This window comes from Flammeovirga sp. EKP202 (genome assembly GCF_014534745.1).
GTDB lineage: Bacteria > Bacteroidota > Bacteroidia > Cytophagales > Flammeovirgaceae > Flammeovirga.
This window is the reverse complement of sequence record NZ_JACVVP010000027.1, coordinates 54,118-71,234: the sequence shown is the minus strand read 5'-3', so window position 1 is coordinate 71,234 and position 17,117 is coordinate 54,118. Positions and strand designations below refer to the sequence as shown.

General features: G+C 35.5%; 12 protein-coding genes. 8 read left to right on the top strand and 4 right to left on the bottom strand.

Translation table 11 applies throughout. The features are described 5' to 3' along the window. Nucleotides 1-210: 210 nt before the first annotated feature. Both IC221_RS16885 and IC221_RS16880 read left to right on the top strand, forming a co-directional pair. Complete coding sequence (locus tag IC221_RS16885; RefSeq protein WP_188170101.1) at nt 211-1,824, top strand: aminopeptidase P family protein; 1,614 nt, start codon at nt 211-213, stop codon at nt 1,822-1,824. Between the two features lie 63 nt (nt 1,825-1,887). Next, on the top strand, nt 1,888-2,592 hold the full coding sequence (locus IC221_RS16880) for a hypothetical protein (protein ID WP_188170100.1): 705 nt from the start codon (nt 1,888-1,890) through the stop codon (nt 2,590-2,592). A gap of 493 nt (nt 2,593-3,085) precedes the next feature. Here IC221_RS16880 and IC221_RS16875 read toward each other — a convergent pair whose 3' ends face one another. The 4 genes from IC221_RS16875 to IC221_RS16860 form a co-directional block, all read right to left on the bottom strand. Further along, nucleotides 3,086-4,726, bottom strand: a complete 1,641-nt coding sequence (locus tag IC221_RS16875) for a RagB/SusD family nutrient uptake outer membrane protein (RefSeq protein ID WP_188170099.1) — start codon at nt 4,724-4,726, stop codon at nt 3,086-3,088. A gap of 11 nt (nt 4,727-4,737) precedes the next feature. Beyond that, nucleotides 4,738-7,830, bottom strand: a complete 3,093-nt coding sequence (locus IC221_RS16870) for a TonB-dependent receptor (protein WP_188170098.1) — start codon at nt 7,828-7,830, stop codon at nt 4,738-4,740. Nucleotides 7,831-8,875: 1,045 nt separating this feature from the next. Further along, the gene (locus IC221_RS16865) at nt 8,876-9,304 is read right to left on the bottom strand and encodes a YkvA family protein (protein ID WP_188170097.1); all 429 of its coding nucleotides are present in this window, start codon (nt 9,302-9,304) and stop codon (nt 8,876-8,878) included. A gap of 9 nt (nt 9,305-9,313) precedes the next feature. After that, the gene (locus tag IC221_RS16860) at nt 9,314-11,068 is read right to left on the bottom strand and encodes a M14 family metallopeptidase (RefSeq protein WP_367397777.1); all 1,755 of its coding nucleotides are present in this window, start codon (nt 11,066-11,068) and stop codon (nt 9,314-9,316) included. Nucleotides 11,069-11,279: 211 nt separating this feature from the next. Between IC221_RS16860 and IC221_RS16855 the strand changes: the two genes are divergently transcribed. The 6 genes from IC221_RS16855 to IC221_RS16830 all read left to right on the top strand — a co-directional run bounded on the left by IC221_RS16855 (nt 11,280) and on the right by IC221_RS16830 (nt 17,116). Then, nucleotides 11,280-12,224 (top strand): alpha/beta hydrolase, encoded by a 945-nt coding sequence (locus IC221_RS16855; protein ID WP_188170096.1) that lies wholly within the window; start codon nt 11,280-11,282, stop codon nt 12,222-12,224. Nucleotides 12,225-12,290: 66 nt separating this feature from the next. Beyond that, a complete protein-coding gene (locus IC221_RS16850) occupies nt 12,291-12,716 on the top strand; it encodes a thioesterase family protein (RefSeq protein WP_044204933.1) in 426 nt (141 codons plus the stop codon). A gap of 15 nt (nt 12,717-12,731) precedes the next feature. After that, nucleotides 12,732-13,634: an alpha/beta hydrolase gene (locus tag IC221_RS16845; RefSeq protein WP_188170095.1), complete on the top strand. Its 903-nt coding sequence runs from the start codon at nt 12,732-12,734 to the stop codon at nt 13,632-13,634. 189 nt (nt 13,635-13,823) lie between these two features. Beyond that, entirely contained in the window at nt 13,824-14,216 is a 393-nt protein-coding gene (locus tag IC221_RS16840; protein ID WP_188170094.1) for a phasin family protein, read from the top strand. Between the two features lie 174 nt (nt 14,217-14,390). Continuing rightward, nucleotides 14,391-15,434, top strand: a complete 1,044-nt coding sequence (gene fbp / locus IC221_RS16835) for a class 1 fructose-bisphosphatase (protein ID WP_188170093.1) — start codon at nt 14,391-14,393, stop codon at nt 15,432-15,434. Between the two features lie 440 nt (nt 15,435-15,874). After that, nucleotides 15,875-17,116, top strand: a complete 1,242-nt coding sequence (locus IC221_RS16830) for an MFS transporter (protein WP_188170092.1) — start codon at nt 15,875-15,877, stop codon at nt 17,114-17,116. Nucleotide 17,117: the final 1 nt, after the last annotated feature.

Sequence of the window (17,117 nt, the reverse complement as noted above, 5' to 3'; positions counted from 1 at the left end):
TTTATTGAATAAGTCATTTCGTTTTTTAACCTTGCTTTGGTAGTGTTTCAACTGCTCTACCATAAACTGGTTGACCAATTTTACGGCGATTAAATTTCAAAAGCAAATATTTATTAAAAAAATGTTCAAAACACACTTATTTTTTAACAAAAAAGAGAATTGATGATGAAAAACATTCCATAATTCATCGACAAAGGGTAGTTTTAAATCATGAAAAAAATTGTACTACTCCTATCATTTTTTACACTTTGTCATCACAGTTTTGCTCAATATAAATTCAAGCCAACGGATTACACTTCTAAAACTTTTCATCAAAGTAGAAGAGATAGTCTTCGGGCAAAAATGCCTGACAATAGTGTAGCAATATTTTTTGCCAATCCTGTACGTAATAGAGCCAATGATGTGAACTACATCTATCATCAAGATCCTGATTTTTTTTACTTGACTGGTTACAGGGAACCTAACGCAGTATTGATCATTTTCAAAACCCCTTTCACATTGGAGAATGGAGAGACGTGTACTGACCTTATTTACGTACAACCCAAAGATGATTATGATGAAATGTGGAATGGTGGTCGTTTGGGTGTACAAGGTGTTTATGAACAATTGGGGTTTCAAAATGTAAGGTCTAATCAAGAGTTTAGAAAAATTGAAATTGACTTTCAAAGCTTTCAGCATGTACTTACTTTCGATCCTCCAAGAGATTTACGCGACAATATTTATGATCCTTATGAGCTTTTCGACTTTATAAAAATCTTCAAAAAGAAAAGTCAGTATCCTACCTACCTCAATACTGCTACTGAGGACTTATATAATATGATGAGAGAAGTAACGCTTCAAGATCAAGCCGATATTGCTCAAATCATTGGTGGTGAATTGGTAGATGCAGCAGTTTTAAGATTAGATCAAAATATAATTTCATTTCTCACCGCCCCATCTCCAGAACAAAGGGTTTCTGTGGGAGAAAGTCTTACTACCACCAATATTCAAATAAGAGTCTTGGATAGTTTGATGAAAGACTTGAGACAAATCAAGCAAGAAGAGGAAATAAAATTATTGAAGAAAGCCGTTTTTATATCATGTGTTGGTCAAAAAGAAGTCATGAAAGCCATAAAGCCCGGAATGTCTGAGACCGAGATTCAAGGGATTCATGAATTTGTCTATAAAAAATACGGTGCAGAATACGAAGGCTACCCCAGTATTGTTGGAGCGGGAGAAAATGCCTGCATGTTGCATTATATCTCCAATAATAAGCCTAAAATGGAAGATGGAGAGTTGATATTAATGGATTGTGGTGCTGAATATAGAGGCTACACTGCAGATGTTACAAGGACGATTCCGGTAAACGGTACTTTCACAAAAGAACAAAAGCTGCTTTATAACATTGTACTCGAAGCACAAACAAAAGCAATTGAAGCCTGTCAAGCAGGTAAAACCTTTGAAGAAGTATATGAAGTTGCCACTGAGATTATTGGAAAAGGTTTGACGAAACTGAAAATTATAGAATTTCCTGAAGACTATGCTCGGTACTTCCCACATGGTTTAATGCATCACATTGGGTTAGATGTACATGACAAAGGACATTATAAAACGCTTTTACCGAATATGGTTGTAACGGTTGAACCAGGCATTTACATCCCAGAGCAGAGTGAGTGTGATGAAAAATGGTGGGGAATAGGTATCAGAATTGAAGATGATATCTTAATTACAGAAGATGGGCCGGTCAACTTATCGGCTTCTGCTCCTAGAACTATTTCAGAAATTGAAACGTTAATGGAGCAGGAAAGTGCATTTGATAAAATAATTCTCCCTAACTTTGAATAAATCTTTATTTCCCATACAATAATCTTATTGTTTACTAGGTTTAAAAAGTAGATAATAAAGTATATGAGGCTTATTACTATTTTTTTAGTTCTTTTTATCAGTACATCTTTTCAGATTCCTACAAATGTACTGAATACCACCCTTCCTCTCAGTGCACTTGAAATTGAGAAGCAGGGCTTTAATAAATTGAACTCTTCTCTTCACTATGAACTCAATATCAGCTATCCTTTTGTTCACTACAAGGATAAGTTTGATATAGAACATAAAATCAACATTGATATCCAAAGTATCATGGCTTTTGCTATTTCTGATTTTATGAAAAAGATGTATCATACCAAAAATGAGAAGGGGGCTATAGGTCTAAGTTTTTTAAACTTAGATTACCGAGTTCACTTCCAAGAACATGGTATATTGAGTATTGCCTTCGCAAAAGAGACGTATTATAATGGTTTGGAAGATGTCAGAAATATCAAATTGACATACAATTATGATTATATCCATAAAAGAAATATCCAACTCAACGATTTGTTCCTTCCTGAGTCTGATTATAAAACAAGATTACATCAGCTTATCAAAGAAAAAGTAGGGAGTGGTGGTAAAGTCAAAAAAGAAAGCTACAGCATTTTTTGTATCAATAAAGATGGGTTGTTATTCCCGTTAGATTACAATCGATGTAAGGGTAAAAATTGTCCGCATGAAGTATTGATCAAATGGACAGAGATTGAGGACATTACCTCTGATTTTATAAGATCAATTGAACTGTTATAATGCTTTTCATTTTGTCTTATTAATCAGATTGTATAAAAGCATAAAAAAGGCTTAAGAGAATTATCCCTAAGCCTTTCATATTTTAATAACAAATAGTTTCAATACTCTGTAAACTAAATTTCTGAATATTTATAATATTTAGAAATCGGGAGATTTCTGATGATCTGCAGGACACGAATGACGCTATCGCTTAACATTCGCGCCAGTGAAATTACTACTCTTTTAATTTGGTAGTTCTACCCCGGCCTTGAAGGGAAAAGCGTTAAGAATTTCATGGATTGAGCCGTTAAAAATAATTTTGCTGTTTGAGTGCAGCGAGTTTAAAATCATTTAGGCTCAAGCAATGGAATTTAGCTTTTGACTTCAAAGCCTTGACTTTTTTGCTTCGTTTTTGTGTTAAGACAAAAATGAAGAAGAAGGAAGCTTGGAAGTAGCCCCTATGAAGTCTAGTAGAAATAGGGATTAAAAGTTAACGATAACTTAGTTTACAGTATTAATACCCATTATTTTGTTGCAATTCTGGATGCACATCCAATTCCACAATCGGAATAGGTAAAAAGCCTCTCTGCTCCACTTTGAAATCAATTTCATAATCCTCGCTTTTACCCGCTTCACCATATCGATCAATTTCATTGGACTCTGGTGTGTAGTTTTTCACATCCAAAATGGATTTCACTGTCGTTAATCTACTTTGACCATACCTTCTGAGTAAGTCGTGGTACCTTACTCCTTCAAGGGCTAACTCTCTGTTTCTTTCTGCAAACAAAGTTTCTTCATCAATCGCTGCTAAAGCTGCTGCATTTGCTCTTGTTCTAACTAGATTGACATATTCTAGTGCTTTTCCTGTGTTTCCTTTTCTTAAATACAGTTCCCCTGCCATTAAAATAACATCTGCAAAACGGATGGCATGATGGTTCATCCCATAATTGAGATTAATGGCAATGGAAGGTTGAATAGAGGCAAAAGTACTGTACTTTTTATTGTATAAACCCGTGTGTTGCCAACCTATTTTAATGGGGAATTGAGCATTTTCTGGATCAAAACCATCGTCATTCTGTCCTTCTTCCACTTCCTCTGCTGTTAAGATGGTTGCCATTTTTCGCTCATCATTAGGATCATCCCAAATTGACAATAGCTTTCTTCTTGGAACTCCGTTTGCCCAGCCGTCAGCGTAAGTTGCATCAAAAGCTTTGCCTTTACCTCCCCATGGTCCAGAGGCTCTACACATAATATTTCCTGATTTAATGCCTGTCCAACCTGGTAAACCAGAGTCTACATGTGGTATTTCTAATAAAACCTCATCATTCCAATTACTTGTCAAAGGATCAAAATTATCTGCATATTTAGGCAATAGACGTTTTCCACTGTTCAGATAAATATCATCCGCTAATGCAATGGCATGGTCTAAAGTAAACGTACTTCCATCTGTTCTTGGTAAAGCCTCCTTTTCATAATAACCCGTATAGAAAAGGAACATTTTCAATAACTCTGCTTTTGATGCATACATTGACATTCTACCTCTCTCTGGGTCTGTTTCTGCCATCAATTCAAAACTCTTCAAATAATCATCTGTCGCTTGAGCATATACCTTTTCAGGGTCTTCCTGCTTAAAACTTCTCCAACTCGTACCGTCGATAGGTTCGGTTGTCAGGATTACGTTCTCATACATTCTGAGTAATTCAAAATAATAATGTGCTCTTAGAAAATACGCTTCTCCAAGGATATTATTAGCTCTTGCCTCTTCGCCTTGTTTGATAGTGATATTCTCCCAATTGTGGAATAAAGAATTGACTCTTGAAATACCATTATAAGACCTTCTCCAGAATGCCTCTGATCGAATTGGGCTCATTTCAAACTGATTTGCTTCCTGATAAGGATTGTTGGTCTGCTTTTTATTGGCCCCGCCATTCACATTGTCAGACATACATTCGCTAAACAAAGCAATAGAAAATAATGGGAACGGATCCACATAATTCATTTTCATGGTACGTATTGGTTCATACGCACCAAGAAGTGCCTGATAAGCCTCATCTACAGAATTATAATATTGAGAAGATGGGATTCTGTCGTTGGGTTGGATATCTAAATAATCACACCCCATCAATAGAAAAAAGATTAAATATATTTTTTTCATTGGATTACAGTTTAGAATGATACATTAAGTCCCATTAGGTAAGTTCTTGCTTGAGGATAAGAACCGTTATCAAGGCCATATCGAAGGAGGTTACTGTCACTAAATTCCGGATCAGCTCCTGAATAATTAGTAATTGTAAACAGGTTTTGAACTGAGCCATAAATTCTTAATCGCTCCATTCCAATTTTACTTGAAGTTCTTGTTGGAAGGGTAAATCCTAATTGAAGGTTTCTAAGTCTTAAATAGCTTGCATCCTCAATATGAATCATGTCGTTGATCTTAGTGAAGTTACCATTTGCATCCTCATGTGTCATTGCAGGCCACTCATTAGTTGATCCTTCCCCAGTCCAATAGCCTAGATGTCTAGCATTTAAGTTTTGGTAAGTTTCATTAGGACCATATGCCACATTTGCAATATCATAATGCGTTTGTGCTTGTAAGAACATGCTTAAATCCCAATTTTTATAACCAAGGTTAATCGTCAAACCGTAGTTGAATTTAGGAATAGCATTACCAATGTTCGTTCTGTCTTCATCTGAGATTTTTCCATCACCATTGATGTCTACAAAACGGATATCACCAGGCTTGGCATTTGGTTGAATTAAGTTTTCTTCATCATTGACATAACTGTTAACTTCTTCCTCATTTTGGAAAATACCGTCGGTTTTATAAGCAAAGAAAAATGGCATTGGGTACCCTTCTTGCACTCTCATGTTGCCATCCAATGTTCCTAAATTCCTTCCATTAAAGTATCCCTCAGAATTTTCTAGTTTGGTCATGTTATTATGGTTGTATGACATATTGCCTAGGATATCAATCTTAAAATCTCTGATTTCGCCAGTGTAACGTAAATCAATTTCAAAACCCTTGTTAGAAACGGTTCCAATATTTGCGAGTGGCCCCATTCGTCCTGTAAAAGCAGGAATAGGAAGTTCATATAGAAGGTCCTTCGTCAATTTATCATAGTATTCGGCTGTTAATGTAAGCTTATTGTTCAAGAAGCCGAGATCAATACCGATGTTCAATGTTTCTGACGTTTCCCATTTCAAATCAGGGTTTGCGGCTCTTAACGGTGCAAAACCTTGAATTAGGCGACCGTCCACAATATAATGATCACTTCGCTCCATGATGGACATGTGACCCCAGTTACCGATTCTGTCATTTCCTACCTGTCCCCATGATCCTCTTAGTTTAATCAAGCTGATTTTGTTGTGATCAACTTGGAAAAATTCTTCATTAGAAATAGTCCAGCCTGCAGATATGGAAGGGAAAATACCGTATTTATTATTATCTCCGAATCTTGTCGAACCATCTCTTCTAATAGTTGCATTCAGCATGTATTTTTCATCATAGTTATAGCTCACTCTACCAAAGAATGAAACCAACCTTGATTCATTCAACATCGCTTCAGCCAACATATTTTCTTGTCCTCCATTAGAAGGCCAACCATAATGCCATGTACTTGGGTAAATATCAGAGTTGGTACTGTTTGTATTTCTGTATTGATCACTGATTAATGATTGACCAAGTATTGCTGAGATATTTTGTTTCCCGAATGATTTGGTGTAGCTCAATACATTTTCAAATTGAATGGATGTATTTCGGTTGGTGATGACTTGAGCCGTACTTGTTCCATTTTGAAAAGGGCCTTGTGCTGAAATATAAAAGGCTGGTGTAAATACCCTGTTATGACTATCATAATTATTCAGACCAAAACTTGATTTAAATTTCAGTCCCTCAACAAGTGATGATAAATTAAAATCCAAGTACACATTTCCTCTTAAAGTGTTATCGAGTTGTTCTCTATTTTGAGTCTCTAAAATTGCCATTGGGTTACCTGCATAACCATCCAACTCTTCACTGATTGCATAGTATCTTCCATCTGCATTGGTTACCGCATTTTTGTGATAGCCGGTTGGGTCATCCGTAAATACGGGTGTCAGAGGATCATGCAAATACATACTAGAGAGCGTAGATACTTGCTGTTTTTCATTAAAACCTCTTGTCTTTGAATACGAATAAGAAAGGTTTTGTCCAAAAGTAACCACATCATTGATTTCATGTGTGGAGTTAATTCTAAACGTATAACGATCAAAATTAGATTTCGCACTTCCTCCCACTATACCATCTTGTGAGAAATAAGACAAAGAACTACTAAAACTAGACTTTTTACCACCTCCAGAAAAACTTAATGCGTGGTTGGTGATGGGCGCTGTTTGATACATTTCATCTTGCCAATCCGTATCTATTGTGTTTTGCTGAATTCTATCATCTGTATAACGTGGTTCAGTATTGTCCCATTCACTGGCAGCATTATGAATTTTCATATATTGGTTAGCGTTCAGCATATCAACCTTATTGGCTGCTTCTTGTATACCATAGTAACCATCGTAAGTAATTTTATACTTCCCTTTTTCACCTTGCTTTGTAGTGACTAATACTACCCCGTTAGCACCTCTTGCACCAAAAATGGCTGCAGAAGCTGCATCTTTCAACACTTCTATGGAAGCAATATCGTTGGGTGATAAATTATTGATATTCCCGACTTGAAGACCATCTACGATGTAAAGTGGAGCTGAGTTACCATTACTACTCACCCCTCTTATTTTTATACTTACTGCCCCACCCGGAGCTCCCGAGTTACTCTGTACAATCACACCCGATGTCCTACCTTGAAGCGCTTGTGAAGCATTGGCAATAGGAGTCGACTCTACATCTTCCGATTTGATAGAAGAAATAGCACCCGTTACCACGCTTTTCTTCTGTACACCATAACCTACGACTACGATTTCTTCCAATTGTTTCGCATCCAAATCTAATTGTATCTCTAGGGTGTTTTGTCCTTTTACAGCGATCTCTCTTGTCTGATAACCAATATAAGAGAACACTAGAATATCATTCTCATTTGTAGATAAAGAGAACTCCCCGTCCATATTAGTCACTGTGCCTTGTGTGGTGCCTTTAATAAGGATGTTGGCTCCTGGGATTGGTGATTCTTTTTCGTCAAGAACCACTCCTTTAATGATATTTTGGGCAAATACATTGAAGGATAGAAGAGATAATAGACTCACTGTCAATATCTCCGAAAATGTAATTTTAAACATACTTTAAATTCAAATTCATTTCAAAAAAAGAGCATAACCTTTCAGCATTAAGAAGATATTTCATCTTAATAAAATAATAAGCATTACATAATATATAGTATATCAATAGTTAGAACTCCCTTGTTTTTTACTCAAAAGAAGTGATGTAATTTGATAAAAACGCGTAGACATCGCTTTCGCTATCAATTGTTTAGTTTTAAGATTTTGATGTATAATTCTTAGTGCTTACATCAATGAGGCATTCCATTTTATATAGTTTTAATTTTATAGACCTACCACCTCATTGATAAAAGGTTGTTGTTTACTGTTTACGATTAACTCGACGGATGCAATCATCATCAAGTACCTTCTTTCTATGAAGAGAGATAGAAAGATCATTTCATTTTTGTAGTTTACTTTTAATACCTAATTCATTTCATGTATTGATTACTTCTTGGGATCATTTGAAAAATAATTATAGTCCAAAATTAGGTGATTTAACGTGCAGACAGGGATAGTATTAGTAAAAAACAAGTTACTGTTAGTTTGAAAAAATGTTGCTCTGAGTGAAAAAGATGTTACCGCTTTGAGAACGTAATTACATTGTAAACTAAATTACCGAAAATTTACAATCAATTATTCTACAGGCTTTTATATCCTACTTTCAAGCTTCCTTCTTCTTCATTTTTCCATTGATGAAAAACGAAGCAAAAAATCTAGGCTTAGAAGTCAAAAGCTAAATTCCATTTCACTTGCCTAAATGATTTTAAACTCGCTAAAGCTCGAACAAGAAAATCATTTTTAACGGCTCATTCCATGAAATTCTGAACGCTTTTCCCTTCAAGGCCGAGGGAAGAAGTAGCAAATGAATTGGGTAGAAAGTCCACTGGTGCGAATGTTAAGCGATAGCGTCATTCGTGTCCTAAAGATCAGCAGAAATCTCCTGATTTCTAAATACTTTAAATATTCGAAAACTTAGTTAACAATGTAGCAATTCTAAAAAAACTGCCTATATGAATTCTTTTCATATAGGCAGTCAATTATTATTTGTATTTAGATTGAAGATTTATTTTGCTTCTTCAGCTTCTTCTTTCTTTCTGAAAATTAAGTCATTTAGGCCTTCTACTTCGCTTCTTTCAAAGTCTTCAAACCAATTTTCCATTTTTTGTAATGCCAATTCCTTATGTTCTTGTTTTAAGCAAACCGAAACATAACCAATTGCAGCAAATACCACCGAAAAATCATCAGCAAAACCTACTACGGGAATAAAATCGGGAATTAAATCCATTGGTACTAATAAGTATCCTAAAGCTCCTGCAATAGCTACCTTTGCTTTACTTGGTGTTTCTTCATCGATATACATAAAGAAAAGTAACAAGGCAACATATACTACTTTTTCACCCGCTTTTTTGGCCATCTTAAAAAGAGCATTCATAAACTTACTCTCCTTAAATGCATTGATATATTTTGCCGTTTCAATATTCTTTAATTCCATATTTTAGTTTTATTTATCGTATTTATAAATGGGATATCTTAGGTGTGACTTTTCCTTATGATCGGAATGTTCATAAATAAATTCCAATTGCTGATAAGCAGAGTTTTTAAAATGCTTGTCTTCTTTTTTCTTCTGTTCTAATGCTTCTTTAAGTTCGGGATTTTTTGCTAAAATATCTATCGCTTTATCTTCAAAAACATAAGATGAAAAATGTTCTTTTTGCTGTAAAATAGGATCAAAGTAATTCCACGCGAAAAAACTGTCCTTTGCTTCAGGAGTGAGCGTTTCCATTAAAAACCGAACCCTTCTTTGTGCTGTTGGAATCAAATAGTCTCCTTTTCTAAATTGAACTTCCTCACTTTTGGTTACTGTCGCTATATCATAATGTAAATAATGCCCTTCATAAGGACTTTTTACCGTTTGATAGCGGTCTATGTATTTTACGTCTACTTTCATTTTTTGATCAGCTTCCAACTGTGTCATCTTAATATGATTGTGTTCCAAAGCGGCAATCACATTACCCCACGCCCTTGGAATGACAAAAAAGTCCGGTTTCTTTTCCTCCTTTGTCACTTGTAAGCCGGAGTAAAAAGGGATCTTTTTCTCATAAGGTTTTGATCGATCATAAAATAAGCGAGGCAAACCACTCACTTCACTTGCTTTATATGATCCTTCATATCCTTTAAACGTAATTTGATCTACTTTGGATGAATCCAAGCTCCAATTAATCGCTAATGACTCTGCTTTCAGATCTGATGCTATCTTATCTTCTTTGGCTTTTGATAGTGCATCACCGTGTTGTTCTAAAAACATAATGGCCTTCTTTAAAAAAGCATAAGTCGCTAATGTCCTTTGCTGATATGGCTTGAGCATATGTGTTTCAATCACATAACTTGGCGTATTAAAAAGAGCAGTGTAACCCGAAGAGTAACGAGGTGAATCAAAAAATTGTACATAACCTTTATCAGGTGTAGTGCCCCAAACATTGACATAAGGGACAATATCCCATCCTTCTTTTTTCATTTCAGCTTCCATAAAAGGATTCATTTTCTCTTTCATAAAAGCTCCTATTTCACCACCCAATTTCTCCTCATGAGTAGCTAAATAGGTTAAAACATGCTGGTAGTCTGCTCCATTACTCACATGTGTATCAATAAACAATTCAGGTTCATAGAGATGGAATATTTCTGCAAAAGAACGCATATTTTCAGAATCCATTTTGATAAAATCTCTGTTCAAGTCAAGGTTTTTAGCATTTCCTCTAAAACCATATTCGTGTGGGCCATCTTGATTTGCTCTTGTCGATGAGTTTCTATTGAGGGCTCCTCCAATATTATAAAAAGGGATAATGGCAACAATGGTATTTTCATTCTCAATATTTACTTTTCCTTGTAACAGATCACGCATCAACATCATTGACGCATCCACTCCATCTGGCTCCCCTGGGTGAATAGCGTTATTGATCAATAACACGTTTTTCTTTTTTATATCAGAAGGTATAAACGTACTTTCCTTGGAATAAATACCTACATTTAAAGGATAACCACTGTCAGTTTTGCCATACTCTACCACTCTAAATGCTTCATAACTATCACCTAATTGATGAAAATAAGCCATACCTTCTTCATAAGTGAAGGTTTCTGTTCCATTGGATTTCTCAAACAGTGTTTGCCAATCAATGTCTTCTTCAGTTTGATTCTTTGAACATGAAAAAATAAAGGTGAATAAGCCTATTATTAAAAAAGTTCTGCGTAGTTGTATCACTATTTTGATATATTTATTGTCAATATTGAAGTGCCAATACAAATGTAAGGATACTTTATTTTTAAACAGGCACTTACTTATAGCATATTGAATTCTCCCTTCTGGGTTGAATTATATGTTTATGAATATCTAATATTTAAATCGATTCAACAAAAAATATGCGCAATGTTGAATTTTTTTTTAATGAAAAACTTATAGTAAATCATCAACAATGAAACTATCTATCAAAAAAATAAGCCTTTCACTAATTGCTTTTATAGTATTTTTTTATGCTGTTATCTCCATCTTCACTTACACACAAACCTGCTTGATCCAAACACATCAAGGCACAAGCAAACTACAAGATGAAAAGGAAAATGGGTCTTTTGATACTGCTTGGCTGGACAAAGTAAGTAGAGAGGATTTTGAAGTAACTTCTGAACAAGGGTATACACTCAGTGGTACTTACCTTGAGGCCCCCGAAGACTCTGTACAACTGACAGCAGTAATGGTTCATGGTGTTACTCACGATCGATGGAGAATGATGCGTTATGCTCAAATCTACCTTAAACACGGTATTGATGTAGTACTTTATGACCATAGAAAACACGGATTGAGTGGTGGCGGAGAAGTGAGTTTCAGCTTTTTTGAAAGTCAAGACCTAGAGAAAGTAGTGCAATGGGCGAAAAAAAGAAAGCCAAATGATATGATTCTTGCTCATGGAGAGTCGTTAGGTGGTGCTACTGTCACATCTCATTCTGGTATTAATGAAACGACTCATTCTGTTGATTTTTATATTGCCGACTGTCCTTTTTCTGATACAAAAGAATTATTGGCATTTAGAGCTGAAGAAGATTTTCATGTTCCTGATCTTGGGTTTATGAATACTTCAAGTATTGTTACAAAATTGATGGCAGGCTTTTACTTAGGAGATGCTTCTCCTATTCAAAACGTAAAAAAATCAAAAGTCCCGTTCTTGTTTATTCATGGAAAAGATGACAAATATATTCCTATGCAAATGACGAAAGACTTATTTGAAGCAAAAGAGTTTGGTGAAAAATATATTTGGCTTGTACCTGATGCAAAACATGCGAAATCAATTACGGTTGCACCTGTGATGTATGAAATTACAGTGATGAATTATATCAATACAGTGCTTTCTCAGCTTTCTAAATAATTTGCACAGTATGCAATAATGTATGTATATTCACTCATTCATAATCAACACAATACACCTTTACTTATGACAAAACAAACAGATACAACAACAGGTAGAATAAGCAAAACGACGATTAAAGTAAGAAATTATCATATTGATAGTTTCCAGCATGTAAACAATATGAGATACATGGAGTTTCTTGAAGAAGCAAGGTGGTGCCACTTTGAAAACAATGAAACGTTATTATTGGCAAGTCAAGAAGATACAACATTTGTAATCGCCAATTATAATATCAACTTCAAGTACCCTGCTTCTATTCATCAAGAATTAGAATTGCACTCTCAAGTCGTTAAAGTGGGCAGTTCGAGCGTAACTTTCCATCAAATTATTTATATTAAAGGAACGGAACTTGTTGCACTGGAGGCTGACGTAGTTTTAGTCGCTTTTGACATCAAGACACAAAAGCCTAAGAAAATATCGCCCATCATAAAAGATGAGCTGTTTAAATAATTAACCTTACTGCCCATGTCATCATTACAGCATAGGATTTTGAAAATGGGATTGAACCTATCCTCTACTTTATTTCCTACAAAAGACATCAACCTTACTTTATTAAGAGAGACCACAGAATTGATCTCCTTTGTGGCTTTATTGCCCTGGGGAGTCAAGTCTACCAAATTCAAAATTGGAGAATTGGAAGCCGAAGTGATCAAACCTGTACATACTTCTGAGAAGAAAAGAGCTTTGCTTTACCTTCACGGAGGAGGTTTTGCTATTGGTTCAAATCAGACGCACCGGCATATGGTGGGAAAAATTGTGAAAGATACTGCTACGGAAGCATTGCTGATCAATTACCGTAAAATTCCCAATCACCCCTGTCCTGCTCCCATTGAAGATGCTTATGAAGGTTATCAATTTCTTTTGAAAGAAGGTTATCAAGAAGAGGAGATTATTGTAGCAGGTGACTCCGCAGGTGGAGGTTTAGTCTGTACTTTATTTTTTATGCTGAAAGAAAAAGGAGATCAACTACCCAAAGCAGGGATTTGTCTTTCTCCTTGGTTAGACTTAATGCATACAGGAGAGACGGTAGAAGATAATAAATACACCGATCCTTTTGTGAAAATTGATGAGATGAAAAGGTGGGCAGAGGTATATGCTGGTACAAAACCTTTGGACGATCCCTATGTTTCTCCACTTTACGGCGACTTCACGGACTTTCCACCTATATTGATTCAAACTTCAAAAAATGAAGTATTACATGATGATAGCGTCAGGCTCAAAAAAGCACTTGAAGACAAAGGAATTAAAGTCACCTATCAAGAATGGGATGATTTGATACATTGGTGGCAACTGTTCTGGCGTTTTATCCCCGAATCCGATGAAGCACTAACAAAAGTTTCAAGTTATATTCATCAACAATTCAAGTAAACGCAATAGTTATTTCCACCACTTATCTCTATCTTTATCAAGAGATTATCCTTAAATCAAAATTTTTCTTAAATTTCGGAATAGTCTTAATAATGATTGTTCATTCATTTATTTTTACTACCTTTGTAAAAACAATAACTCAAGGTGATTGAACAGTTAAGTTTAACCACAAAATAAAAAATAAGCACCATGGAAGAACTATTAAAAAAGCTAGTATATACTGGTGTCGGTATTACAGCATTTACTATCGAGAAAATTCAAGAAGTTGTTGACAAATTAGTAGCAGAAGAGAAATTGACTGTTGAAGAAGGGAAGAAAATAGTAGACGAATTTGTTGATAGCACTGAAGCGAAGAAAAGCGAATTTGAAGAGCAACTCAAAACATTAGCTGAAAAATTTACATCATCATTAAACTTTGATTTTGACAAGATCACTTCAATGTTTAAAGGTGGAGACTCTGAAGAGGTAGAGATCTTAAAAGCAAGAATTGAAGCTTTGGAAGCTGCTCAAGCAAAGACAGCTGCACCTAAAAAAGCTCCAGCTAAGAAAACTACTACGTCTTCAGAAGCGTCGAAAGCGTAAGCCTTTTGGTACTTTTGTGATGTGTGTGGGCCGACAGTACTGTATGTTGTACAGAATTGTCGGTCTTTTTTTTATACTTACTGCAATCGATTGCAACAAATCAGAAATAATTACCTAATTTTATCCAACCAATATAAGACAACGAAAAAACACAAAAATTATTCACCAAAAATTATGATGGATAAACTTACTGCTTCAGTCGGTACAGCGCTAGATCGTTTTATCGCTCAAAAGCAAGAACAATTTCCTTATGCTACAGGAGAACTATCTCAGCTACTTCGTGATATCGCTTTAGCTTCAAAAATCATCAACAGAGAAATCAATAGAGCCGGTTTGGCTGGAATTGAAGGAGGTGCAGGAGCAGAAAACGTGCAGGGAGAAGCGCAACAAAAACTAGACATGATTGCAGACATTCGTTTTACAAGAGCACTTTCAAAAGGTGGAGAAACATGTGGAATCATCTCTGAAGAGGTAGACGGAATTATCGACACGGGTAATCATCATGCAAAATACATCGTTACTATAGATCCCTTAGACGGTTCTTCGAACATTGATGTAAACGTACTTGTAGGTACAATCTTTTCGATTTATCGAAGAAGATCACCTATTGGTAGACCCCCTACCAAAGAAGATATGTTACAACAAGGTACTGAACAAGTAGCTGCTGGCTATGTACTCTACGGGTCTTCTACCATGCTTGTCTACAGTACTGGATATGGTGTAAATGGATTTACGTATGAACCTTCTTTAGGTGAATACTTCTTATCTCACCCAAATATGCAGTCTAAAGAAGATGGTCAAATCTATTCTATCAATGAAGGTGGTTATAATACTTTCGACGAAGGTTTAAAAGATTATATCACAAAATGTAAGGATAGAGAATACTCTAGCCGTTATATCGGTTCATTAGTTGGAGATTTTCATAGAAACTTATTGAAAGGTGGAATTTATATTTACCCATCAACTTCCAAGTATAAAAGCGGTAAACTACGTTTGCTTTATGAATGTAATGCTTTGGCCTTCCTAGCAGAGCAATCTGGGGCAATGGCAACTGATGGCTATCAACGAATTTTAGACATCAAACCAACCGAATTCCATCAGAGAACTCCTTTTTATGTTGGTTCTCCGAAAATGGTGGAAGAAGCTATGGCATGCTTACAAGGTAAAAAACATGAAACGGTTACTACACCTCCCGTCAATGGTGTAGAAGTAAAATAAGAAAAAGTACAAGAATGAGATAGTTTGTATTCATCAATACACTCAACTCCTTCCTCAATCATATCACACTTTAATGGTCAGCTAATCAATATTTTAGCTGACCATTTTTTTTCTTACAACCCCTGAATTCCTTTTAAGCAGTTGTACATTTAAAATTGGGATAAGTTGGATTATTATTTTTTAGTCTAATCAAGGCAGAATAGAAGAGCATAGTCGAAGCTACGTGATGATATTCTAACGAAGAGTAGGCTAAAAAAGAAAATCCAAAACTTCCGATTTTAATTGTACAACTGCTTATAACTTGATTAACACAGATTTATCATAATAAAAGTTTAGTGATGCTCGTTTTTATTGTTTTAACTCTAACTTTACAAATGTGTGTACTTAACTATAGACTGACAATTCATAGAAGGCGAACTTCTACCTAAACAATTTCCCGTATGATCTCACTAAATAAAAAAGAGAAAGTAACGCTATACATGCTTGCTGCAGTTAGTTTTACGAATATCTTAGACTTCGTTGTATTGATGCCTTTAGGACATACTCTACAAGAAACTTTCGATATGACACCTATACAATGGAGCGCAGTGGTATCTTCTTACACACTAGCCGCCTCAGTATCCGGGCTTTTATCCATTTTCTTTATTGATAAATTCGAACGAAAAAAGATGTTCTTATTCATCTATGCCTTTTTCACCTTCGGAACTGTATTGTGTGGAGTCGCAAATACTTACGATTTTCTACTCTTTGCTCGGTTGTTTACAGGGATTTTCGGTGGATTGATCAATGCCACTTTGTTTACAATTGTCGGTGATATGCTTCCAGAAGAAAAAAGAGGTACAGGTATTGGTATTTTAATGACAGGTTTTGCCGTTTCTTCTGCCGTAGGTGTACCGATCGGTTTATACCTAGGGGTTACAATTGATTGGCATGCTCCATTTATCATTATTGCAGTGGTATCCGCGATTCTTTGGTTTGTATGTTATTATAGATTAGAGGAAATGAAAGGACACATGGATGACACCCCAACTAAAGGGAAGAAGGCCTTCTTTTCTCCATTATTGAATGTTCTGAAAAACACAAAACAACTGAAAGGCTTATTTGCCTTATTCTTAGTGTTTTTCGGTCATTTCTTACTCATTCCCTTCTTCTCACCTTATATGGTGAAAAATATTGGATTTTTAGATCAACAACTCACATGGATTTACTTGTGTGGAGGTCTGGCCACGTTATATTTCTCTCCAAAAATTGGTAAATGGTCTGATCATCATGGTAAGTATCATGTATTTGTAATCATTTCTTTTATTACAATCATTCCGGCATTAGTACTCACCAATGTACCTTCAATGAGTATTCCCGTAGTGCTTGTATTCTCTTCTTTGTTCTTTATTTGTGGAGCAAGATCTATCCCTGCCAATGCTCTGATTTTAGGGACTGCTGATCCAAAACAAAGAGGTAGTTTTATGAGTATTCGTTCGGCTGTACAAAATCTATCTCAAGGATTGGCCTCATTCGCCTCAGGACTGATAATAATTGATAATCCAATTACAGATAAGCTGGAAAATTATAACATAGTCGGTATTTGTAGCGTAATTGCAACTATGCTAGGCGTCTTTATGTTCAAGCACATCAGTGATACAAAAGCACATAAAGAGCGAATGAAAAATTTAGTCACAAAATAAG